At 38.5% G+C, this 23836-nt stretch carries 22 protein-coding genes; 17 read left to right on the plus strand and 5 right to left on the minus strand.

What is annotated here, in order from left to right:
- Positions 1 to 11: 11 nt before the first annotated feature.
- Positions 12 to 1514: a sensor histidine kinase gene (locus tag AAEU28_RS00735; RefSeq protein ID WP_421962527.1), complete on the minus strand. Its 1503-nt coding sequence runs from the start codon at positions 1512 to 1514 to the stop codon at positions 12 to 14.
- A complete protein-coding gene (locus tag AAEU28_RS00740) occupies positions 1511 to 2053 on the minus strand; it encodes a heme NO-binding domain-containing protein (protein WP_421962528.1) in 543 nt (180 codons plus the stop codon). Before AAEU28_RS00740 ends, AAEU28_RS00735 begins: the two co-directional genes overlap by 4 nt.
- A gap of 109 nt (positions 2054 to 2162) precedes the next feature.
- On the opposite strand from AAEU28_RS00740, the gene AAEU28_RS00745 reads away from it, so the two are divergent.
- From AAEU28_RS00745 to AAEU28_RS00770, 6 genes are all read left to right on the plus strand, one after another.
- Positions 2163 to 3449 carry an HD domain-containing phosphohydrolase gene (locus AAEU28_RS00745; RefSeq protein WP_421962529.1) on the plus strand — a complete coding sequence of 429 codons (1287 nt, stop codon included), beginning with the start codon at positions 2163 to 2165 and terminating at the stop codon, positions 3447 to 3449.
- A gap of 79 nt (positions 3450 to 3528) precedes the next feature.
- Positions 3529 to 5133 (plus strand): ABC-F family ATPase, encoded by a 1605-nt coding sequence (locus AAEU28_RS00750; RefSeq protein WP_421962530.1) that lies wholly within the window; start codon positions 3529 to 3531, stop codon positions 5131 to 5133.
- Between the two features lie 136 nt (positions 5134 to 5269).
- Complete coding sequence (purE, locus tag AAEU28_RS00755) at positions 5270 to 5752, plus strand: 5-(carboxyamino)imidazole ribonucleotide mutase (protein WP_130254288.1); 483 nt, start codon at positions 5270 to 5272, stop codon at positions 5750 to 5752.
- Between the two features lies 1 nt (position 5753).
- Positions 5754 to 6893, plus strand: a complete 1140-nt coding sequence (locus AAEU28_RS00760) for a 5-(carboxyamino)imidazole ribonucleotide synthase (protein ID WP_421962531.1) — start codon at positions 5754 to 5756, stop codon at positions 6891 to 6893.
- Between the two features lie 76 nt (positions 6894 to 6969).
- A complete protein-coding gene (locus AAEU28_RS00765) occupies positions 6970 to 7902 on the plus strand; it encodes a YeiH family protein (RefSeq protein ID WP_421962532.1) in 933 nt (310 codons plus the stop codon).
- A gap of 273 nt (positions 7903 to 8175) precedes the next feature.
- On the plus strand, positions 8176 to 10656 hold the full coding sequence (locus AAEU28_RS00770) for a prolyl oligopeptidase family serine peptidase (protein ID WP_421962533.1): 2481 nt from the start codon (positions 8176 to 8178) through the stop codon (positions 10654 to 10656).
- Between the two features lie 1322 nt (positions 10657 to 11978).
- Here the strand turns inward: AAEU28_RS00770 and AAEU28_RS00775 are convergent.
- A complete protein-coding gene (locus AAEU28_RS00775; RefSeq protein ID WP_421962534.1) occupies positions 11979 to 13022 on the minus strand; it encodes an IS110 family transposase in 1044 nt (347 codons plus the stop codon).
- A gap of 187 nt (positions 13023 to 13209) precedes the next feature.
- On the opposite strand from AAEU28_RS00775, the gene AAEU28_RS00780 reads away from it, so the two are divergent.
- From AAEU28_RS00780 to AAEU28_RS00805, 6 genes are all read left to right on the plus strand, one after another.
- The gene (locus AAEU28_RS00780; protein ID WP_421962535.1) at positions 13210 to 13569 is read left to right on the plus strand and encodes a hypothetical protein; all 360 of its coding nucleotides are present in this window, start codon (positions 13210 to 13212) and stop codon (positions 13567 to 13569) included.
- Positions 13570 to 13868: 299 nt separating this feature from the next.
- Entirely contained in the window at positions 13869 to 15047 is a 1179-nt protein-coding gene (locus tag AAEU28_RS00785; protein ID WP_421962536.1) for a DUF6602 domain-containing protein, read from the plus strand.
- Positions 15048 to 15138: 91 nt separating this feature from the next.
- Positions 15139 to 15564 carry a hypothetical protein gene (locus tag AAEU28_RS00790; RefSeq protein ID WP_421962537.1) on the plus strand — a complete coding sequence of 142 codons (426 nt, stop codon included), beginning with the start codon at positions 15139 to 15141 and terminating at the stop codon, positions 15562 to 15564.
- 111 nt (positions 15565 to 15675) lie between these two features.
- Positions 15676 to 16107 (plus strand): hypothetical protein, encoded by a 432-nt coding sequence (locus AAEU28_RS00795; RefSeq protein ID WP_421962538.1) that lies wholly within the window; start codon positions 15676 to 15678, stop codon positions 16105 to 16107.
- A gap of 118 nt (positions 16108 to 16225) precedes the next feature.
- Positions 16226 to 16696: a hypothetical protein gene (locus AAEU28_RS00800; protein ID WP_404396302.1), complete on the plus strand. Its 471-nt coding sequence runs from the start codon at positions 16226 to 16228 to the stop codon at positions 16694 to 16696.
- 282 nt (positions 16697 to 16978) lie between these two features.
- Positions 16979 to 17338 (plus strand): VOC family protein, encoded by a 360-nt coding sequence (locus AAEU28_RS00805; protein ID WP_421962539.1) that lies wholly within the window; start codon positions 16979 to 16981, stop codon positions 17336 to 17338.
- Between the two features lie 92 nt (positions 17339 to 17430).
- Here the strand turns inward: AAEU28_RS00805 and AAEU28_RS00810 are convergent, their stop codons facing one another.
- Positions 17431 to 18399, minus strand: coding sequence for a dihydrodipicolinate synthase family protein (locus AAEU28_RS00810; RefSeq protein WP_421962540.1), 969 nt, complete (start codon positions 18397 to 18399; stop codon positions 17431 to 17433).
- Between the two features lie 358 nt (positions 18400 to 18757).
- Here AAEU28_RS00810 and AAEU28_RS00815 point away from each other — a divergent pair, with 358 nt between their 5' ends.
- From AAEU28_RS00815 to AAEU28_RS00830, 4 genes are all read left to right on the plus strand, one after another.
- A complete protein-coding gene (locus AAEU28_RS00815) occupies positions 18758 to 19135 on the plus strand; it encodes a hypothetical protein (RefSeq protein ID WP_421962541.1) in 378 nt (125 codons plus the stop codon).
- A 22-nt stretch (positions 19136 to 19157) separates the two neighbouring features.
- Complete coding sequence (locus AAEU28_RS00820; protein ID WP_421962542.1) at positions 19158 to 19523, plus strand: DUF7674 family protein; 366 nt, start codon at positions 19158 to 19160, stop codon at positions 19521 to 19523.
- Between the two features lie 83 nt (positions 19524 to 19606).
- Positions 19607 to 19789 carry an alternative ribosome rescue factor ArfA gene (gene arfA / locus AAEU28_RS00825; RefSeq protein WP_421962543.1) on the plus strand — a complete coding sequence of 61 codons (183 nt, stop codon included), beginning with the start codon at positions 19607 to 19609 and terminating at the stop codon, positions 19787 to 19789.
- A 42-nt stretch (positions 19790 to 19831) separates the two neighbouring features.
- Positions 19832 to 20122: a YciI family protein gene (locus AAEU28_RS00830; RefSeq protein ID WP_421962544.1), complete on the plus strand. Its 291-nt coding sequence runs from the start codon at positions 19832 to 19834 to the stop codon at positions 20120 to 20122.
- Between the two features lie 44 nt (positions 20123 to 20166).
- Here the strand turns inward: AAEU28_RS00830 and AAEU28_RS00835 are convergent, their stop codons facing one another.
- Positions 20167 to 22281 (minus strand): winged helix-turn-helix domain-containing protein, encoded by a 2115-nt coding sequence (locus tag AAEU28_RS00835; RefSeq protein WP_421962545.1) that lies wholly within the window; start codon positions 22279 to 22281, stop codon positions 20167 to 20169.
- A gap of 199 nt (positions 22282 to 22480) precedes the next feature.
- Here AAEU28_RS00835 and AAEU28_RS00840 point away from each other — a divergent pair, with 199 nt between their 5' ends.
- Positions 22481 to 23665, plus strand: coding sequence for a serine hydrolase domain-containing protein (locus tag AAEU28_RS00840; protein WP_421962546.1), 1185 nt, complete (start codon positions 22481 to 22483; stop codon positions 23663 to 23665).
- Positions 23666 to 23836 lie beyond the last annotated feature (171 nt).

Below are 23836 nucleotides of genomic sequence, written 5' to 3' on the forward strand. Positions count from 1 at the left end.
TTGAATTTAGATTAGAAAAATTCGAAGAATGAGATCACAAATTCGGTGCCCTTATCGGGCTCACTTAACACTTCAACTTTCGCATTATGTTGTTGCAAAATACTGTATGAAATAGATAAACCTAAACCAGTGCCTTCACCGGGCGCCTTAGTAGTAAAAAACGGCGTGAATATTTCTTTTATGTTTTCTTGAGGAATGCCTTTACCTTCATCTTTTACACGCACCATGATTTTTGTACGCTCTCTATAGCAACGTACGAACAAAGTGCCACCCTCGGCCATGGCCTGTTTTGCGTTAACAAACAGGTTTATAAAGACTTGTTGTAATTTACTTTCTATTCCTAAAATTGTGGCGCTTTCTAACAAGTCAGTTTCGATATGGTGCTTATATTTGAATTCATTACTTACCATATTAAGAGATTTGTTTATAACTTTGGTTACATCGATAGGCTCTAATTCATCGTTGTCCATCCGAGAGAAAGTACTCAAATCAGCCACAATGGCTTTGACTCGCTCTAGGCCCTCCACTGAAGATTTTAAAATTTCGTCACTGTCTTCAAATAAAAATGGCAACTCATATTCTTCATAGTTTTTATTTAAAGTTGACAGCGAGCTACTCGAAGGCTCGTCAGCAAGTGGTTGCAATGCTGATTTTATATCTTGAATATAGTCAGCCATGGTATCGAGGTTACTTAATACAAAGCCTACTGGGTTATTAATTTCATGGGCAACACCTGCAGCCAAGTAGCCTAATGAAGCGAGCTTTTCTTGCCCAACCAGTTGTAACTGTGTTTGTTCTAAAACTTTGTTTGTTTCTTCAAGGTTTATAAGCTGTTGTTGGAGCTCTTCTTCAGCTCTCTTTCTTTCTATGGCGATAGAAAGCATGCTTCTTGATGACTCAAGGGTTTGTAGCTTGGTGATATTGATATCTTGTTGATCTTGGTAGAGTAAAACTGCAACTCCAACCGTTTTTTTATCTTCGAGTGTGAGTGTGTATAAAGGGACCATGACACAAAATTGATAAAAGTCTTGTGACTCGTTACTTATGTCTTTGGTATCGATGAGTTGTGTTTCTTGTTCTTGTTGCAATAAATCGAATACTTTTTCTCTATCAAGTTGAGCAAGAAAAGACTTTAACAGTTGCAAGTGCTCATTTATGTCAGATTCGGTAGATGATTGAGTATAGTATTGAAATTGGCTGTAATTACATTGATTATCAAGTTCAATGAATAAATTATCTGGTTTAGATAAAAACGCACAGGTTCGCTCGAGATAGTTTTCAACAATCTTTTTTAGTGTGGGCTTGCTCCAGGTTTCAGCTAAAAGACCCGTCAAAAAAGACAGTTGAGTTTGTTGGTTTTCGACTTCCATACGCGTTTCATCATTTAAAACTTCTTGTTCTAATAGCTCTCGAGTATAGTTTTCAAGCTGCATTTCGGCGAGCTTTCTTGCTGCCCGCTCTCGTTTCAGTGCGCGTTCGAGTATGTCTACTTTGTTTTGTGCTTCTTCACTCATAGAAACCTTACTTCTATATGGCAAGCATCATCACCTTCATGACAACATTTCGATTGAGAAATAGAGACTTCTTCACCGAAGTGTTTAGCAGCCCCTAAAATCAGGCCCTCTGACAAATGACATAGTTTTCGTTCTGAGCGATAAATCATCGTCAGATGTTGATCATTTTGGTCTGCATAATCAAATTCAGGTAAGTTTGAATCTGCGTAAAATTTTTTTACCTCGACATGAATTAAGTTATCAACCATATAAAGAAACGCGTGCAGAGAGGGGGCTTGTTTTGCTTCATTGGGTGCCATAGGCATAAGCTTCACAAATAAAAACTCACCAAAAGTTCTAAGTAAATCAGAAGCTGGTACGTTTAATGCTTCGCAATAATAAGTAACGATGCTGAACATTTCGCTATCATCGTATTTAATTGAAGATGTGTAGATCCCTTGAGAGGGAAGGTCGAGTGTATTTAACATGGTGTCCCATGCTTCTAAGCCATGATTATTTTCTACAAACTCTTGTAGCGCGTTGAAAACACTGCCTTTCATATAAATCTCCGCATTTCGCGTTATGAGGTTGATATATTTTTAAAATAGTGTCACTTTTTACTTAACGCAATGTTTTAAAATCATTTGTAGAAACATAAGGTTTTATTAAATGTCTGATAAGTTGCCAATTTTAATTGTGGATGATGAGACACAAGTACTCAACGCTTTAAAACGCCTGTTTAGAAAGGAGTTTGAAGTGACTGTGTGTGATAAACCACTGGAAGCTGTAGAAATTTTAAAACAGCGTGAATTTGCGGTCATTATATCAGACATGAAAATGCCATTAATGAGCGGAGCAGAGCTGCTAGCTCAGGCTTTTATCATCAATCCAAATACAGCGCGTATTCTTTTAACGGGCTATTCCGACATTGACTCAACTGCTTTAGCAATTAATGAAGGCAAGATCTCAAACTATGTAAGTAAGCCTTGGCGCAACGACGACTTAAAAGAAATAGTGATGCAAGCTTGTGATCAGTATCAATTGAAGCAGTCTGTTATTCGTTTGCAAAATGAGCTGGAAGAGAAAAATCAACAATTACAAAGTTACAACGATGAACTAGAAAGTAAAGTTCAGGCTCGAACTTCATCACTTTCTCAACTTACTGACAAACTAAAAAACGTCAATCAAAAGCAGCGCAAACTTTTTCATGACGTCATTGAGATGATCAACCTAATCATTGAAGACACCACAGGCAGTGATGACGGCCATATAAAACGTGTAGCTTCTCATTGTCGGCTCGTTGCTAAGCATCTAGGTTTAGAAAAGCCGCTTATTACTCAAGCCTATTTAGCTGGTCTAATGCATGAAATTGGCAAAGTGTCATTACCTGATGAGCTTGTTAAGTGTACTGAAAATGAATTGACGAAAGATCAACTCATAGCAAAGCAGCAAAATGCCATCAAAGGTGCTGAGATTCTTCAAAAGCTGCCTAACCTGCAGGTAATAGGCAAAGGTATCTTGCATCAATATGAGCACTATAACGGCACCGGGCTACCGGAGCATTTAATCGCAGACAACATACCGACGATCAGTCGTATTCTCACCATAGTAAATGATTACGACAAGTTATTAATCGGTCGTATTACAGGTGAGAAGATGCAGCAAGATCAGGCAATGCAAACCATGAAGACCTTGGCAAATGAGTTTTATGACCCTCACATTCTAGAGATTTATTTTGAATTACTGTCTAGCGGCAAAGTATTTGAAAATCATGATATTGATGTGTGTGTCGGAGTAAGTTGTTTAGAAACAGGTATGCACCTAACACAGGATTTGTTGAACAAACAAGGTGCGGTGATTTTAACTGCTGGCACCGAAATCACACCAAGCATCATTGAAAAGTTACAAAAGTATCAAAAAGATTGGAATTATATTTTTAACGTGTTCGTGCATTAGTTTCTATTCTTAGCCACTCTCTGGTGGCTCTCAAAAAACCTTTAGTTTAAAATACGGCTAGTTTTATTTTATATGCTATTTGGAGCTCGTTATTTTAAACGTATCTAATGTCACCATGCAATTTGGTGCAAAACCACTTTTTGAAAACATTTCTGTTAAATTTGGTGATGGAAATCGCTACGGTCTCATCGGTGCCAATGGATGTGGTAAATCGACATTCATGAAGATATTAGGTTCAGAACTTGAGCCTTCTACGGGTAACGTGAGTGTAGCTCCAAATATTCGTTTAGCGAAACTTAATCAGGATCAGTTTGCCTACGAGCAATACACAGTCATTGATACGGTTATTATGGGTCATAAAGAGCTGTGGGAAATTAAAGCTGAGCGTGACCGTATCTATTCTTTACCAGAAATGAGTGAAGAAGACGGCATGAAAGTGGCAGATCTTGAAACGCAATTTGCAGAAATGGATGGTTACTCGGCTGAAGCAAAAGCCGGTGAGTTGCTTTTAGGCGTTGGTATTGGTACTGAGCAACACTATGGCTTAATGTCAGAAGTTGCACCGGGTTTCAAGTTACGTGTTCTTCTTGCACAGGTGCTATTTGCTGATCCTGATATCATGTTACTCGACGAGCCAACCAACAACTTGGATATTTATACAATCAAATGGTTAGAAGAAGTACTTAACCAGCGTGATTGCACCATGTTAATTATTTCCCACGACCGTCACTTCTTGAACTCTGTTTGTACGCACATGGCTGACATCGACTACGGTGAATTACGTGTCTATCCAGGTAATTATGATGAGTATATGTTTGCAGCGACTCAAGCGCGTGAAAAACTATTAAACGAGAATGCTAAGAAGAAAGCGCAAATTGCAGAACTTCAACAATTCGTGTCTCGCTTCTCTGCAAATGCATCAAAAGCAAAACAAGCTACGTCTCGTGCAAAACAGATTGATAAAATTCAACTTGATGAAGTTAAAGCGTCATCTCGTCAAACGCCTTTTATTCGTTTTGAACAAAGCAAGCAGCTTTTCAGAAATGCACTTGAAATTACCAATGTATCACAAGGTTATGACAGCACTTTATTCTCAGGCTTAGAAGGTTTAGTTGAAGTGGGTGAGCGTATCGCTATCATTGGTGAAAATGGTGTGGGTAAATCAACGTTACTACACACTTTAGCGGGTCGTTTAGCGCCTAAAACAGGTGAATTTAAATGGTCTGAGAATTCAAACATTGGTTATTATGCCCAAGACCATGCTGACGAGTTTGAAAAAGACCAAACTGTATTTGAGTGGATGGAGCAATGGCAACAGGAAGGTGACGACGAGCAAGTAGTTCGTGGTTTCTTAGGTCGAATGCTGTTCTCACAAAATGACATCAAAAAGTCAGTAAAAGTACTGTCTGGTGGTGAGCAAGGTCGTATGTTGTTCGGCAAATTAATGATGCACAAGCATAATATTTTGCTGATGGATGAACCTACAAACCACATGGACATGGAATCAATCGAAGCACTTAACTTAGCACTTGAGCAATACGAAGGTACCTTGTTGTTTGTGTCACATGACCGTCAGTTTGTATCATCACTTGCAACCCGTATTTGGGAAATTAAAGACGGTAAAGTTATCGACTTTAAAGGGACATATGACGAGTACCTAGCCCAACAAGAAGCGGCTAACTAACCGCTTTATACAATGGTACTTTTCAATGGTATTACCTAACTAGATAGGTATAATACCCACATAGAAACTGCAGGCTTACCCCCAATAAGAGCCTGCAGTTTGTTTTTCTATCGTTCAAAACTTCTGAGGATTTATTATGACGGTTGGCATTATCATGGGCTCAAAATCAGACTGGCCTACTATGCAACATGCAGCAGACATGCTGGACAAGTTTGGCATCGACTATGAAACAAAAGTAGTTTCGGCTCACCGTACACCTCAACTTCTAGCTGATTACGCGTCTAGCGCAGCTGATCGTGGTATAAAAATTATTATCGCTGGTGCTGGTGGCGCTGCACACCTTCCGGGTATGGCTGCGGCTTTCACAAGCTTGCCAGTTCTGGGTGTACCAGTTAAATCAAAAACTCTAAACGGTGTTGATTCATTACTTTCAATTTGCCAAATGCCAAAAGGCGTAGCGGTAGGTACGTTGGCAATCGGTGATGCGGGTGCGGCTAACGCAGGCTTACTTGCAGCTCAGATTTTAGGTTGTCAACAACCAGAAATCTTTGCAAAAGTTGAAGCTTTCCGTAAAGAACAAACAGAAACAATTTTAGCTAACCCAAATCCTGCTGAGTAATATGAACGTTTTAGTCCTTGGCGCAGGGCAACTTGCGCGAATGATGAGCTTGTCATCGAAGAACTTAGACATTCATGTTACAGCTTACGATGTTGGCTCTGAAAAAGTCATCGATCCTGTTACCTTTTTAACAGTTGATCAGTCATTACAACAAGCCATTGATTCTGCAGACGCTATTACTGCTGAGTTTGAGCACATTCCTTTAGATATTCTAAAGTTATGTGATGAAAGTGGTAAGTTTTACCCGGGCACAGAAGCCATAGCAACGGGTGGTGATAGAGCGAAAGAAAAAGCGCTGCTAGACACTGCAAATGTAGCTTGCGCGCCTTATAAAATCATCACTGAAAAACAGCATTTGCTAGACTCTATTGATGAATTGGCAATGCCTTTGGTAGTTAAAACATGCCAAGCAGGTTACGACGGAAAAGGCCAGTGGCGTGTAAAATCTCTGGATGAGGTAGAGCAAATTTGGGCTGAAATGTCTGAATTTTTAGCGAAAGATGCATCTCATCAAATTATTGCAGAGAAAATGATCCCATTTGATCGCGAAGTATCTATCATTGGTGTTCGTTCGAAAAATGGTGAAACTGCAATCTACCCACTGACTGAAAACCAACATACCAATGGGGTATTAACGCTTTCAATCGCGGGTAAAGAGAAAAATGCAATTCAAGCGCAAGCAGAGTCTGCGTTTAACGCTATCGCCAATGCATTAGAGTATGTCGGCGTATTAGCCATTGAGTTTTTCGATGTAGACGGCACTTTATTGGTCAATGAAATTGCCCCACGTGTACATAACTCGGGTCATTGGACTCAGCAGGGGTGTCATGTTAGCCAATTCGAAAACCACATGCGCGCCGTTACGGGCCTACCACTCGGTTCAACGGTTTTGAATCGCCCGACAGCGATGATCAACGTGCTAGGGCAAGCTGCTATTCCAAAAGCGGTATTGGCTGTTGCTGACACAACCAGTCACTGGTATGGCAAATCTGCAAAACCAGGCCGTAAGATGGGCCATATTAACGTTTCAGCTAATAGTCTATCTGAATTAGGCGATAAACTTGCTGATTTGGCAAAAGTACTGCCAGAGCAAGATTATCCTGGTGTTCAGGTAACTGCTGAGCAGTTAAAAGCACTGTAGTAAAAAAGCCGAGTTTAACTCGGCTTTTTTGACTCAATTTATTGTAATTCAATAAACTAAATAAGGCATTTGCAAGGTGACTAGTCAGTCTATTAAACAGTTTTCGTTTATTGGGTTATTTGTACTTTGTCTGACAGGGTTTATTGGTCCTGCATTCTCTCTTCTTCTCGGTCTTGCTTTCACACTGATTTTTGCTAACCCGTATTTATCGTTAAGTAATCAAGCTAGCAAATGGTTATTAAAATTAGCAGTAATAGGGCTAGGATTTAATGTCGACTTTAATGATGTACTTGAAGTAGGGCGAAGCTCATTTGTTCTTACCATTGTAAGTATCACAGCCATAATAGGACTTGGTGAAATATTAGGGCAGCTCTTTAAAGTAAATAAAAATACCAGTGTTTTATTGTCTTTTGGTACTGCCATTTGTGGGGGCAGCGCAATTGCGGCAATGGCCCCAGTGATAAAAGCTAAACAGCACGAGATTGCGGTGTCTCTTGCCATTGTATTTTTATTAAATGGCTTAGCTTTGTTGATTTTTCCTGCAATCGGGCATTACTTTCAGTTAACTGAAGAACAATTTGCGATCTGGGCAGCCCTCGCGATCCATGATACGAGCAGTGTGGTTGCGACTGCATCTACATACGGTCCGATCGCAGTCGGTATTGCAACAACGATTAAGCTCACTCGTGCAATGTGGATCATTCCATATACAGCATTGGCCGGTGTATTTTGGAAAAGTGAAGAAAAGGCAAGTATTCCACTATTTATTGTCGGCTTTTTATTCGCTGCGCTTATTAACACGTACCTTCCTGAATATTCGACTTTTTGGCAGTTTGGTTATGCAGGAGCAAAACATGTACTTTATGCCTGTTTATTTTTAGTCGGCTCAAGCGTGTCGCTGGCTATGTTAAAAGAAACAGGATGGCGCCCACTAGCAATGGCCACCTTACTTTGGGGCATCGTCAGTTCAGTAATATTGTTACTCATCATCGATGGAGTGATAAATTAATGCAATTTTCTTGGAACTTTTCAAAAATGGACTAGTCTTAGGTAATGAGGCGCGGATAGGCCTCATTTCATAATCGTTGTTCATCAACGACTATGTGAGCGCAGAGAGTATTTGGCCAGCATCCTATGCTGGCCTTTTTTATGTTCATAATTCCAATGTTTTTAGTCTAAGAATTACGCACTTCCTTAATTATTGTTATTTTATCTAAAATTATTCGTATTCTATCGTCGCATTTGCTTAAATTGACCTAGTCTAACAAGTTGAAGAATAACTATGATCAAACACTCTCTAATTTCTGCTGCGGTTGCAGCGAGCCTGTTCTTAACAGGTTGTCAAACAACCTCATCGACTGACGCTGTAAAGGCTGAACCAGCTTCAAACTTCGCTCCTGTTGTTGCAACGCCTTTAGATTTTGGTGGTGAGAACATCACATTAAAGCAAGCAATGGCACACCCTGATTGGTTGGGTCGTCAACCTGAGCGCGCATTTTGGGCTGCAGATAGCCAAACTGTGATTTTCAACCGCAAGCAAGCGGGTAATGAATTACGCGATACCTTTGCTGTTACAGCTGGTAAAGCGCCTACGCAAGTTGTATTAAACCAACTTCATACAGTTGGTGCAAAAAACGCGGTTTATTCAAAAGACGGGGCAGTGCAAGCCTATACGTTTGAAGGCAATGTATTCGTTAAGAATATCAAAACGGGCGCAATCAAACAGCTTACACAGAGCTCTGATAGAGCACGCTCTTTGCAGTTTTTAAATTCTGGTGAATTAGCTTATCGCACTGGCAATAGCTTCTTCAGCGTTGATATTAATTCAGGTCTTACTAAAGAGCTTGTTAAATTACATTTAGCTGACAAACCTAAAGGTACGCAAGAGCCATCAACTTACATCGCCAAAGAGCAACACAAGCTGATTGATTTTGTAAAGCTAACGCATAAAAATGCGCTAGATAAAGAACAGCGCAAAGCGCAATTAAATGCTGAAAATGACACAATTGCGTCTAACCAATTTTATCTAGGTAAAGGTAACCGCCTTGTAGAAGCAAGCCTTTCTCCAGAAGGTGACAAACTTATCGCCGTTGTGACAAAGAGCACACCATGGCGCGCTGATACCGACATTATGCCTAACTATGTTTCACAAAACGGTGACATTGAAGCAGTACCTGCTCGTCGTCGCGTAGCTGATTCGAAACCATCTAGCTCAGATGTGATTTTCATTGATATCGCATCTAAAGCACAAACAACTTTAAGTTATGAAACACTACCTGGTTTTGATGAAGACGTTTTAGCTGCTGAAAAAGCTGAAAACGCAAAAGCTGAAGGTAGAACTTACGAATCAAAACGTGAACCACGTCACATTAATTTGATGATGGACTGGGGTTGGGATCAAAGTGCGGTACAGTGGAATACGTCAGGCTCTCAAGTTGCGGTAATGCTTGAAGCATGGGATAACAAAGACCGTTGGATAGCAACCGTTGACTTTGACAATAACGAGTTCAAATCACAACATCGTTTACACGACGATGCATGGGTGAACTACACGTACAATGACTTTGGCTGGATGAACAATTCAGATACTTTGTATTACTTGTCTGAAGAATCAGGTTATAGCCATATTTATACTAAACCTGTAAATGGCAAAGCAAAGCAACTCACTAAAGGTCAATTTGTTGTATCACACCTAACGCTAAGCAAAGATGATTCGCAAATTTACTTTAAGGCGAATGTTAAGCACCCAGGTATTTACGAAGTTTATCGCGTGAATACGCAAACAGCTGAAAAAGTAGCGCTGACAGATTTAGATGGTATGACGGATTATGAATTGAGCCAAGATGAGCAAAAACTATTGCTTAATCACTCAAAGATCATGATGCCTAATGAATTATACGTTGCAGATGCTAAGCCAAATGCACAAGTAACGCGCTTAACCAATACTGTGTCTGACGAGTTCTTAAATAAAAAGTTAATCGCACCAAAAATCGTTGCTGTGCCTTCAAGTCATACAGATCAACCAATCTATGCAAAAGTCTATTACCCGGCTGACTACGTAGAAGGTGAGACTGGCAAAACACGTAAAGCTGTTATTTTCAACCATGGTGCGGGTTACTTACAAAACTCACACATGGGGTGGTCTGGTTACTTCCGTGAGTTTATGTTCCATTCACTGTTAGCAAGCGAAGGCTATGTGGTTATGGATATGGACTATAGAGCGTCTAAAGGTTACGGCCGTGATTGGCGTACAGCCATTTACCGCCAAATGGGCACACCTGAAATTCAAGATTTAGAAGACGGTGTTAAATGGATGGCTGAAAATGTAAATGTTGATACAGGCGCAGTAGGTACCTACGGTGGTTCTTACGGTGGCTTTATGACATTTATGGCACTACTCACAAAGCCTGATTTATTCCAAGCGGGTGCAGCACTTAGACCTGTGTCTGATTGGGCTTATTATAATACGCCATACACGTCTAACATTCTTAACCACCCAGACGTAGACCCGATTGCGTATCGCCGTAGTTCTCCAATTTACTTTGCTGAAGGTTTAGAGAAACCATTACTTATCAACGCACCAATGGTTGATGATAATGTTTTCTTCCAAGACGTAGTTCGACTTGTACAACGTTTTATTGAGCTTGAAAAAGAAAACTTCGAAACAGCAATTTACCCAGTAGAACCGCATGGTTTTAGACAACCAACGGGTTGGTTAGACGAATACCGTCGTATTTATAAGTTGTTTAAAGAGCATCTTTAAAACATAAAATGAATAGTAAGGGCCTTTATAGGCCCTTTTTTATGGAATTAAAAATGTCACTGTTTATTCATACAGTCATTTAATTTTGTCCAATAACATTATTACAGCGCGTTTTGTCCAATTTTCACAGGTGAACAAAATTGGACATTATAAACTCATGTTTACAATGAACTTTTCTTGTGTGAATATTGGGACACGTAATATAGCCCGTTTTGTCGGTATTTATACAGGCACTTTGGGAGAGAATAAGCTGTTAGTTACTAATGGAATTCATCCAGTAAGGAGATAAGGTGAATCTTAAAAAGCACAAATCAGGTTTTCTAGCTGGCTTCATGTCAAGTACAGCACTTCTAGTAAGCGACTTGTTTATTTTTGGTAACTTACAACTAAATCAGTTATCTATTATTTGTTTAAGTTTAGTAAGCATAATTTGTCTTCTCGGTTTTATTTCTTCAATAAAATCAGATGTTCAAAAGGTATCGTAACTAACAAGGCCGTTAAACCAAGGACACAAAACAGCAGGCTTGTGCTCCTTCGTCGCCAATTTTAGCCTGCTATTTTGTGCCGTTTACGGCAAGCGTTATGCGTCACTTTAAATCGCTGTCTTTACAACGGTTTTTGCTTCAAGTCTTTTCTTCAAATCAGCTTTTAGGTACAGTGGCGTAATCAAATTTTATGTTGGTCTTGGCTTTTCGTTTTTCAATTTAAGCTGTGACCAGAAGGGTCATTCACCAGTCGAACGCTTCTTTGCAATTTTGAGTTTGGTGGGTGTTTTTATAAATAACAGTTTGGCTTATTGGTGCAGGCGCAAGCGCTTCTAAATTTGCGTGTCAACGCATAACACATATGAGCCTTAACTCTGTCAATAGGCATTAGTCGTCTTTTTGACCGTTTTTTCATTGACGGTCAAATTCTAAATCAATAAACAAACTCGTTTACTTCGTCTGTCGATGCGGCTGTTAAGCAAGTTGCTTACGGCAAACACATATAGAGGCTCTCTTATCACGATCTCATCGCAGCCTGTTTCTTTTCCATATCCTTGTGGTTTAACAGGGGCACTAGACATGCTTCGGTTAACCTAATCATGGCGCTATTCAAGGTGACTGGTTTAGTAATCTATCCAGTTAGTTTAAGGCTCAAGTCAGGTGTAAGCGACTTTGTTTATTGCATTAATGCACGCGTACTGAGTGTCCAATCAAAGCAAATGGGCTTAGGCGTTTAGGCATATAATGAGGTTAAAGCAATATTGGCTAATAACTCACCCAATTGATTGATACTCAACCTTATATCCAGTTAGACGTTCAGCTCACTCAGTACCGTGACTAACTCTTTAAGAATCGGGCTTCATCGAATACAGTCTCTTTTTTAAGCATGTAATAAACACAGCGGCCAAGCTTATGAGCGAGTGCAGATAACGCTTTGGCTTTACTCATTCGTTTTTGTAATTTTTCAATATACTTATTTGCATTATCACTATGGCGTAGCAGTAAAACGGCGGCTTCAGAGAAAGCCCATTTGAGATGGGCATTACCAATCTTGTTACCTTGTGAGCCATAGATTTTGCCAGCAGATTCAGCTTTACATTTGACTAATCGGCTATACGAAGCGAACTTTTGTACACTTGAGAATCGATTAATATCACCAATCTCATAGATAATGGTGAGTGCTAGGATACGTCCAATTCCATTAATCGTTTGTAAAATATTCAGGTGTACAGGGTTGTGCTGTTTAGCCATTTGCTCGATGTAATGCTCTAAAGGTTTGAGCTCTTTGTGATAGCAGTCGAGTATAGCCATGTCTAAATTAATAGAGCGCTGAACGACTGGATCAGGAAAGTAATAACGCATTTTTTCCCTGTCACAGACATTTTTTAAATTTACATTGTGGGCAGGTAAATTGTACTGACTAGCAGTATTGGCGACATGGGCTTTTAAGTCAGCACCATGGCGAACAATTTTGGTTCTACGTCGTAATAAGTCGCGGGTAGCACGCATTTCTTTGTCATAGACATAAGCGAGAGGGAAGTTACCGCCACGAATGAGTTTGGCAATTTTATAAGAATCAATCTTATCGTTTTTAGCTTTCCCACCATGAATGGCTTTCATGTATAGGGCATGGCCTAGGATGAAGTCGATAGCGTGTTGTTTGCAAAAATCAGCGACCCAATACCAGCAATGCATACATTCTACACCAACAACAATATCTCCGATGTAAGGTTTGATTAAATTAAGAAGAGCGTGAGGGTCATCTTTAATTTTTTTGTGAACAAGAATAAGTCCAGTATTATCAATGATACAGACATAAAGTAGGCGAGCGTGTAAATCGATTCCACAATAATATGGATGCATGTTATTGTAAAAGTTCATTGAGCTTTCTCCTGTAAGGTTGGTTGCCTTTTCAGCGTAACGAATAATCGCGATGCTGGGGAGGAGGCTCAATGAGTATCAAAGTCGTCAACACGGACAAAAAACTGTTGGCTGTTACGCTTCGCTTCACATTTTAGCCAACAATTTTTTGCCGGTTACAACGGCGTTATACGCACTAAGAGTAATCATGGAAGTCAGAGTTAATAACAAAAAAGAAATCCTAAAATCATTTATTGGTTGGTTGCCTTTAGCCTTAGGAGCTACTGTATTCTATGGTATGCTTTTCATATTTATTATTAAGCGGTTACTCACCGAATTTATAGATATCGACCAAGAACTAGCAGGAGAAGTAGGTTTGCTTTTGGGTGTGGTAGTTCTTGTCACCTGTATATACCTTTACCTAAACTGGATAACTAAATCACTTTCATCATATCGACTAGCCATTAGAGGTGAAATCCTGTTAGTAAAAGGAATATCAGGATGGAAAACCCTTGATAAAGAAGTCCCCATCAATTCTATTCAAAAAATATATTGGTGCAAACGCTAGCACTGTAGAAAAATTATCCTTTGGGCACAATGCAGTAAGTGAACAAGTAGCTTCAAGGTTAGTATTTTTTACTCGTGAAGGTAAGTCATTTAAATTAGACTTTGCAGCAAAAGCTTTTGATAATAAATCACTTTTTGACTTCTTAGTCACGATTAAGAGAAATGGTATTGATACCAATGTCGGCGTATAACAAGTGCCTAAACCAAAGGACGCAAAACAGCAGGCTTGCGCTCCTTCATCGCTAATTTTAGCCTGCTATTTCGCGCCGGTTAGGCAAGCGTTAAGCCTCCGAGATAGATATGGATATACGAAAAATATTTGAAGCTATAAGCCTAGAGTTATCGGCAAAATTCCAGAAAACCGTTCAAATAAAGCACAATGGCGGAAAGGGAGATAATAGAGAGGATGCTTTTGTAGACTTTCTTGAAGAGTACTTGCCAAATAAATATGGCGTAGGTCGGGGCGAGGTAATTTCACCTGAAAATGAAATTAGTGGTGAACTAGATATTGTGATCTTCGATAAAGATCATTGCCCTTTGTTTTTAAAATCTGATTCTCACTCCTTATATCCAAGAGAAAGCGTATTCGGTGCTATTAGCATGAAATCGCATCTTGATAGCGATGAGCTCAAAGATGCTTATCATAATATTGCTAGTTTAAAGAAAATAATACCCACAAAGGGGTTTACTAGCTCATCTATACCTGGAATGGATGCAGGGTTAAGCCCTGTGGTTCCTGTCACTGCAATATTTGCTTATGCCGCAAATAGAAGTCTTGAAGCTATAGCGAAACAAGTTAAGAACTTAGATAATGAGCTAGATGATATTAATCTGAGGCCTGATTTTGTTGTTGTTCTCGGGCTTGGCATCGTCGGCCCTAATGGTCAGATAAGAAACAATTTTAACATGTACAATCTGCCACAAGATCGAAATGATCTAGCGCTATTAAGAACAACTGGCAGACATACGCTTCTTCGCTTTTATATGCAACTGCTTGATGAATTAAATTCAATAACACAACCCTCTCTCAATCTTCATTCATATTTTGATATGCCTTCTAGAGTTGGAAAATACAAGGTAAGGAAGCATGATCAGCTAATGATTCAATTTGATGGAGAAGATGAAAAATCTGTTAAGCGGCTTACACTTTCAGCTATTGATAGAATCGTTGAAAACTCAAAAATGGTCACACTAGAACAACATTTCATAAACCATTTGGGTAAGCCACCATTAGGTGCTGAGCAAATATATGATCTAACTACTTGTGTGTATGAATATAACCCCGAGAACAAACCCTCAATGCAACATGCAAATATCCAGTTGAATGAGCATGGACATCCTGTGGGTGATGTAAGTACTTTTCAACCACTTTGGATTGAAATAGATGGAAAGCAATATGCAGTAGATGCAGGCAGTATCAATAAGGATGATTTTGAAGAAAATCCTGATTTCACAGTTACGGAGCTAATGTCGCAATGAGGCTTAACAAGTGCAATCAGCCGGAAAATTTACTCGCTGCGCTCCCAAATTTCCGCTGTTGCGGGCGTTATGAGCCTTATGAGATTTCAGTGTGAAATTTAAATTTGATAAAGCTAGATACAAAGTCGTAGATTCTAAAATTAGCTTAGGTTTATGTCTTTTGGTATTAATCTCTGGCGTTTTAGATCTATTGTTTGGGATGAAATTCCTATTGTTAGGCTTTGTAGTAATACCTTCAGTAGCCTACTGGAGCCACAAAGGTTTGATGTCTGAAACTTATTACGCGTCAAAAGAAGCCGAAGTTGTAGAAATAACAGAGTCAAAAGTTAAAGTACTTAATGAATTAACTGGTTATGAAGTCTCAAGGGAGCTAGCTCAAATTAAAAACGCTCAATATAAAGCTCTCTTTGGTTTCGGTGTTGTAATTATACAGTTCACAACAAGCGAGACTTTCAAGTTTCTTTGCTATAAAAATCCAGAGCAACTATTGGGCCTCTTAAGTAAAAACGGCTCATAACAAATTAATTAAACAATGGACGCAAAACAGCAGGCTTGCGCTCATTCTTCGCTTAGTTTAGCCTGCTATTTTCCGCCGTTTATTAAGGCGTTATATTTCAAGGAGAGATTGGTGAAAATTTTTACTGTCTTTATTCTTTTCTTTAGTTCCTTGCTGCAAGCAAATGATATTGTATTTCTGGGGTCACCTTTTTCAGTAGTCGAAAGCGAAAAGTCATGTGATAAATATGTAGAAAGCGGTATTTGTATGGATGTTGCTTTTGAATTGAAATATAACGTCTACGAATGGTACAACGAAAACCCTGAACCAGAAATTATTGAGTTTATAGGGTTCACTCATTCAAGTGGTTTACCTAAATTCACTTCGTTCAATTTCGCTTTAGTGCACTTGAAAAAGGTAAATGATCATTATTTGGTAAAAGACATAAAGCCTGTGGTTGAATTAACAGACGAGTATATTATTTGTGTAGATAAGCAACTGCCATATTTTAGTGAGTGTATAAATAGGCAATCAGTTGCGAGTTACTTGGATCTCAGCAACTGAAATATAACAAGTTAATTAAACAATGGACGCAAAACAGCAGGCTTGCGCTCATTCTTCGCTTAGTTTAGCCTGCTATTTTTCGCCGTTTATTAAGGCGTTATAAGTACTAGGAGAAATCGTGCATCCAAATAGAAATGCAATTGCATTTGGCGGTCTTGTTGCCACAGTATTATTTTTTGTAATCCTAATTGTCCTAGCGCTTTGGGCGTGGCCAAAGTACAAAGTTTACAAGCTCGAAATGAATGGTATTGCTGCTCTGAAAGAAGCTGAATGGAGTAAGCAAATTCTAATTGAAGAAGCTAAAGCTAGAGAACAGGCAGCTTTAATGCAAGCTAAGGCTCGAGTTACTTTGGCTCAAGCGGAAGGTGAGGCGAAGATAGTCCAGGCCAAAGCTGAAGGACAGGCTGATATTGAACGCGCGAAAGCTGCTGCTGAAGCTAATAAAATTATCGGCGAATCGCTTAAAGGTAACGAAGCTTATCTACGTTATGTTTGGATAAAAGGGCTACAAGATGGTAATGGAGAGCGCATTTACATTCCAACAGAGGCTGGACTCCCAATTTTAGAGGCTGGAAAAGCTGGAAAATAACGTACTTATAACACATATGAACCTTCTCCGGTCAAGTAAGCATAACGATTCTTTTTAGCTGCTTTTAAGCAGCTAATTTGTATCTGCAACTTTATCCTTGAGTGTTTTGGGTTTGATAACTAAATATATATTCTGAAAAACTTGATGCGTTTACCCTAGGGTTTCATAACTAGATGGTTATTATGAGTCTTTATGTATTTTTTCGCACATAAACCTCAACTCAGAGTAAAAACAAAACATTAAAGTTGTTATCTATTTTTTTAACCAAACATAAGGTGAGCTATGAACAGCCCTTTAACACTTTTAGTTGTTAAGAATATTGCGGAGTCACTTCATTTTTACATTGAGACCTTAGGGCTTAAATTACTAGAGCAATACGATGACTGTATTAAATTGAAATCAGGGGCTCATGAAATCATTATGTTTGAAGGCACAAATAAAGCGACTGAATACGCACATGGCTATAATGCAAATTCTACTTTATTATTTACTGTTGATGACTTAGACAGTCGAATTAAAGAGATGAAGTCTTTTGGTGTTCAATTTGTTCATGACTCGCCGAATGAAAATCGTTGGGGAAGATATTCTGCTTTTAAAGATCCATCAGGTATTGTGCATGAGTTATTTCAGCTTCATGTATAACTATGATTGATATAAAAATGTGGTTACCTTGAGGTATCTTTATACTATATAAAAAGCTCCAAAATAGAGCTTTATATATAATTCTATGAGCTTTACTCAGCTAAACCTAGCAATTCAAGTCTTTCTTTAGCCAGCAAATATCTTGCTCTAACATCTTCAATTTGTTCTTGAGTCAATTTCTTTCCAAGTGTGCGTAAACCGCCTTCAGCGTCATTATGGTGAACACCAAAAGCAAACTTTAAGTACTCAAGAAGTAATGGTTGTGCGTCAAGGTATGAGATAGAGTTCATTGCTTGAGAAATTTTGTTCGCTTCTGCCCATTGCCCATTATTTACATACTCTTGCATCGTAACGCTTGCTTTAGGGAAGATACAACCAACACCAGTAATACCACCGCATGCGCCTGCCAGACCTGCGTGTACAGTAACAGTGTCGACACCTGCTAGTACTTTTAATTCTTTGTTTTCTAGCATTAGTGTTTCAATGACTGATACATCAGTGGTTGAGATTTTAAGCGCTGTTACCTCCGGTAAAGCTGCAAGTCTCATTAATAATGAAGTTGACAGAGCATGGTAGCCAGCGGCATCTGGATTATTATATGGCATGATCGTAACCCCAGCTTCTTTAGCTGCAGATGCTGATAACGCGTAATAGTCATACATTTCATCATCTGATGGTGTAGCTTCGGTTTTTGGCGGCATAACCATAACAGTATCAACGCCCACTTTTGCGAGCTCTTTTACGATATCGGCTAATTCTTCTTTTGTTTCTGCCGCTGCACCACTAATTAAAGGTACATTAAATTCTTTGGCTACTTCTGAAAGAGAAGCAAGTAAAGATAAGCGTTGTTCATTTGTTAAGTAGCTATTTTCGCCAAGTGTGCCAGAGCCAACTAAACCGCCCATTCTGGTTCCTGCTTTACCTTCAACTCTTAAAATATCTGCCGCATACTTTTTTGTTGCGGCTAAGTCAATTTCTAAAGCGCCAGACTCAGACTCTTTTAGCCATGTAAAAACGGCTGGCATAACCGTATAACGCCAATCTGTACTGTTTGTTTCCATCGTAATACCTTAAAGAATAAAAAACGTATCATAAATAACATCGTATAAAATATACAATTTGATTGTAGCACCTAAATTGCACTCAGAAAAGTATGAGTTTTATTGACTTCATTTTTTAGAGCAGAGAACACACTTAGTGTGTGTTTAACGTTCGAGTGTAATTAAAATAATATAAATAAAAGCAGCAAGTTAGCTCTTGTTGTTTTTGTGTATTTTGGAAAGAAAACTTTTCTAAATGTTCATTATTAGGTACATTGATTAAAGATAGCATTCTGTATAACTATTAGATTTAGACTCATACAATCCTCTTTTACTTTGGCTTTAGGTCGAGTTGTAATTAATTTTTAAAGGAATAAAGATGAACACTTTAATTTTTTCAGCAGGTATTTTGGCGCTATTAACGGCATTGGTTCATATAATTGCAGGTCAGATTGATCCGGTCAGGCCTTTTCTTAAATCTGACTTACCCGATATACCAAAAGCAACCCTGTTAGGCTGCTGGCATATGGTATCTGTGATGCTTTTTATTTCAGCAGCAGCATTATGCTTTATTGGCTGGTTTAATTTTGTTGAATTTCAGAACCTTGTGATTTTACTTTCTGCAAGCTTTGTCTTTTTTTCTATCGTATTTATTGTGGTTGGGTGGTTCTTTTTTAAGACGCGTACATTCATAAAATTACCGCAGTGGTTACTCTTGCTATCAGTCGGTTTATTGGGCTTTTTGGGGGTAATCTAGTCTTAATTATTAGAAAGATCCCATGTCAAAAGTTGAGATACGGCGCTTTTTAAAAGATATTGGTAAACATTTTCCAGAAGCTGTTCCGTTAATGGAGCAACATGAAAAGTGGGCTTATACTTTTAGGCTCGAAGCTTTTTCTGATTTGACCAACCAAGCCTTCAATTCAGGCGATATCGATAAAGCTATATCTTATTTAAATTACATGAGTAAAAAGTTTGAGTCGGCTTCAAATATCGAAGCTGAATATATTGATGTCTATTATATTGAGCACTTGTTCTTTTCTTGTACCACCAAAGCCATTGATTTGGGGTGGCCATTGATTCCTAAAAATTTACAGCAGCTGTACATAAACTTTCATGGTCTCGCACCAAATAAAAAATTGTAAATTGATTAAATATTGATTGTTTTTATAGTTTTTTTATATACGATAGCCGAGTCGAAATTAACTCATTTTTAAAAGAGGAACAGATGAGTAAAGATAAAAAATATCAACACGATCACCATCGTGGTGAGATAAAAGACAATGCGATTAAGGCGCTTGTGACGAGCGTATTGTTTAAGAGTAAAGTCGAAAAGCCTAAAAAAGGTAAGGGCAGTTATCAACGTAGCAACAAACACAAAGGCCGAGAGCCTTATCTTAAGGCAGCCTAAGCTTTAAGATAAGGTTTTTGTTCATATAGATAAGGATTTTCTATGTTTATTGTGTCTTTGAGTTACTGTGCACCGCTTAGCGTTATTGATAAATACATTCCAGAGCATAAAACGTTTCTAGATAAGCATTATGGCAATGGCAACTTTATTTTGTCAGGCCGCAAGAACCCAAGAACGGGTGGTGTGATCATTTCTACAATTAAAAATAGAAAGCAGTTAGACAAGGTAATTGCGCAAGACCCATTCTTTATTGAAGCTCTTGCGCATTATGAAATTACAGAAATTTTACCAACCATGGCTGCGCAGCCATTGGCGTTTCTTCTCCAAGATTAATCCGATTTTTAAATAAGTATCTTAAGCACTTTGGTTTTAGGTACTTATTTAACTAGTAGTAGCTCTACCACTTCTTTGTTGGCAACTTGCCTTTTTGTCACTAACAGTTTGTTGTTCTTTATATCTGTAATATTTTCGGTGTTCTTTGTAAGTGTCGTAATAGTCTCGAAGTCTTTAGTTTGTATGTCATAACACCAAACTTGATTTAGGTTGTTTATGCCGTAAATCTTATTATCGCGGATAAAGAAACGTTTGTTATCACCGCCTTGCATATTAAGTGCGGTAATAGATTGATACTCTATCGCGCTAGAAACCCAAAACCTACCCATATGATCGGTAAGAACAATTGCGCCAGTGTCTGTTTTTGTTGCCCAGTTGACACGCTTGTCTGTTAGCTTTTGCACTACGCCTGAAGATAAGTTTACTTGAGCCAGTTTTTTCACTCCATTGAACTGTGCAAATACCAATGCCGAGTTTTTATTATCGTCCCAGTGTAATAATGCAAGTATGGGTAAGCTTGTCTTTATTGGTGTTTGTACTTTATCTAAAGAAATATTAAATAACGTGCTATTTGCGCTCATTAATATATTTTTACCATCGCTCGACCATTTCATACCAGTGACATAGCTGTCTGTTGGTAACTGACTCAGTTGCGTAGTGATACTGTGATTTGTAACCCAAACTTGTGCCTCACCTGAGCGGGCTGATTCAAAGGCAATATAACTGCCGTTTGGTTGATACACTGCATTATTTTCAGCTGTATTTGACCTTGAAATAACACTTGATGAGCCATCGTTTAAATCGACTGATATGATATCGGTATCATATACCCCTTTGATAACCAGGCCTCTATCACCATCAGGGTGAAACATTGGACTTGAGAAAGGCTTGTCAACAGGAATACTAATATTCTGGATTTCGCCATCAAACGTCATTGAAAACAGTTGCCTACCTGTACTAAAAATTAATGTGTTTTCAATTGGCGAAAAGTTAGGGCGAATAAAACGGTGGCCTGTAATTTCTGGAGGTAAATGAATTGGGTGGCTAGAAATCAGCTCGCCGTTAGGTTTAATGATATCTATATAGTACTGGCTATCTTCCTTTATACTCGTGACGGCCAGTAAATCTTGTTCTGGCGAATAGTCGTAGTGATAAACAAAGCCACTGTGGAGTACTTTGCTATGCTTTTCGTTACTTTCAAAACTGACTAGTTGCCAACGCTCAGTGTGTTTTTGCATAAGGGCAATATTGCCATTGTTTAGCCAATAAGGACGTCTAATCTCGGAGTTTTTGCATTCTAGGATTAAATCCATTTCCTGCGGTGCGTTTAAGGCTTTTTCGAAATCAAGACTCATAAGCTGATAGCATTTTTTCTGCGTAACAGGTTCACCACAGTCAACGGTTCGTATAACAATGATTTTCTTTCCGTCTTTTGAGAAGCGGTGTTGTCCATAGATATCCATATTTTTGCTGAGTTTATATTCTTGCTGTGTTTCGAGGTTTTTTGCCCAAATATCATTAATACATTCTTCTTCTGAGTAACGATGAAAAATAATGTACTTACCATCTGGGGAATAAATACTGGCTAATTCTTTGCCGTCTGTAGCGGTGAGGGCCCTGATCTGGCCAATAGAAAAAGGTTTTGATGGTTGTGCTGTGAAGTAATAAACACTTATTACTACAAGGATCAAGAATGTAAATAAAGACAAGACGTATGTGTTTTTTAAAAGTGGCTTATTAATGCTTTCTTCATAGTCATCGCATTGACCAATTTTATTAACATGACCTAAAAGTGTGTCTGCAGGATCTTGCTTTTGGAATTGTATTGCTTGCTCTTCTTTGGTGAGCCAATGTACGTTTTGCTCAAGGCTGTAACCCTGTTTTGCATGGGTTTTAATATAGGTTTGCTCTTTACCATCATCGCCTAATGCTTTTCTGAGCTGGGCGATACTGCGTTGTAATGTGTTAGGTGAGACAACTGTGCCTTTCCATACGTTATCTAATAACTCGTCCTGACTAATTACTTTGCCTTGATGTTTGGCTAAATAAGTAAGAACGGCGAGGGCTTTTGGCGGAATAATTTGTGGTTTAGTGTCTTGTGTAATTTGATTGCGCGAAAGGTCTATAAGAAATTCGCCAATTTTATATTGCTCTGCCATGCCAGCTCGAAGTGCCAATTAGAATTAAGTTATTTATGAATAGAGTACCTTTGGGTCTTTCAAAACGCAATTATCTAACTAACTGATATCTATGCTTTTAAAAATTATCAGGTAAACGTCAGTAGAAAATCATTGTCATTTCATGTGTTTTTAAATGTTTTAAGTAACTTTGTTCTAGAACTGACTAAAAGGAGGCTGTATGAGTCTTAAAACAAAATTAAGCATTACACTAATTGTTTCTATGAGCATTTTATCAAGTAATGCGGTATCGCATGAGTTTACCAAAAAACTACCGCTTGCATCTAAAAATGAACAAACCATGTCATTTTGGGATTTACCATACTTAGAAAGTGCTTATATTAGTACTCGTCCCGAAGAAAGAATGGATGGGTTAGAAGTAGGCGACCTTTCTAAAATTACCAAAAATAAAAGTCAAATTATTCAATTATCAAAAGACATTCAGTCAGGAAAGTATGGCTTGTATGACAGTTTACTTATCAGTCACAAAGATAGATTGATTTATGAATCTTATTACCGCCGTTCAAGAGTAGATTTACCTACTGGACAAGCCTCTGCGACAAAAGCCCTTACGAGTCTCATCGTTGGTATCGCAATTCAAAAGGGACATTTAACTCTAGACGATTTACATAAGCCATTAGTGAGTTTTTTCTCTGACTTAGATCCGAGCAAATTTGTGTTTGGAGTTGAAAAAATTACGCTCCACAAAGCACTGACTATGCGAGGTGGGATTAAAATTGATCAAGAAACGATTAAAGAACTTGAAAAACAACCAGACAAACTGAAAGGGCAAAAACATATACAAGCGATATTTGAAACTTCTAAAGCCATTACAGACGATTCACAAGCCTATGCATATGGAAATTTAAATGATGTGCTGGTAATGCAAGTCATTGATGCTGTAGTGCCTGGCGGTGCAGAACAATTTATTAAAACCGAGTTGCTAGATAAGTTAGGGATTAAAAATTATCAATGGAGAGAGTCTATCAGTGGCTTACCCACAGGCGGGTATGGAGCCAAATTCACATCAAGAGACATGCTAAAATGGGGAAGCCTATTACTCAATGATGGTCAGTGGCAAGGTAAGCAACTTGTTTCTAAAGCGTACTTAGATAAAGCGAATTCTGCCATTGTTGATCCGCTTGATACATGGATCCCCGACACCTTTATGTATGGCTATTTTATTTATCAGAAGGATATTGCGATAGATGATAAACAGTATAAAGCTAACTTTGCATGGGGCGGTGGCGGTCAATATGTTATTTCAGTAAAAGAGCTTGATCTGGTTGTTGTGATAAAGGGGCACGACAGAGAAGATAGAATTCTTGATGCTGCTTTGAACACGGTTTTACCCGCATTCTTATAATCTAATTAAGTATGAGGTGCTATCTAAAACTCCTCATACTTCAAAACTGCAATCGTACTCGGCTAGAGTCAGTTTTAAACAAATCAATTTAAGATAATCATTATATTATCTCATCTACTATTCACGCGTCCTCTAATTATGTACTCTTAGAACGATTTATTTTTGGAGGAC

The organism is Pseudoalteromonas sp. SS15 (genome assembly GCF_049257195.1).
GTDB lineage: Bacteria > Pseudomonadota > Gammaproteobacteria > Enterobacterales > Alteromonadaceae > Pseudoalteromonas.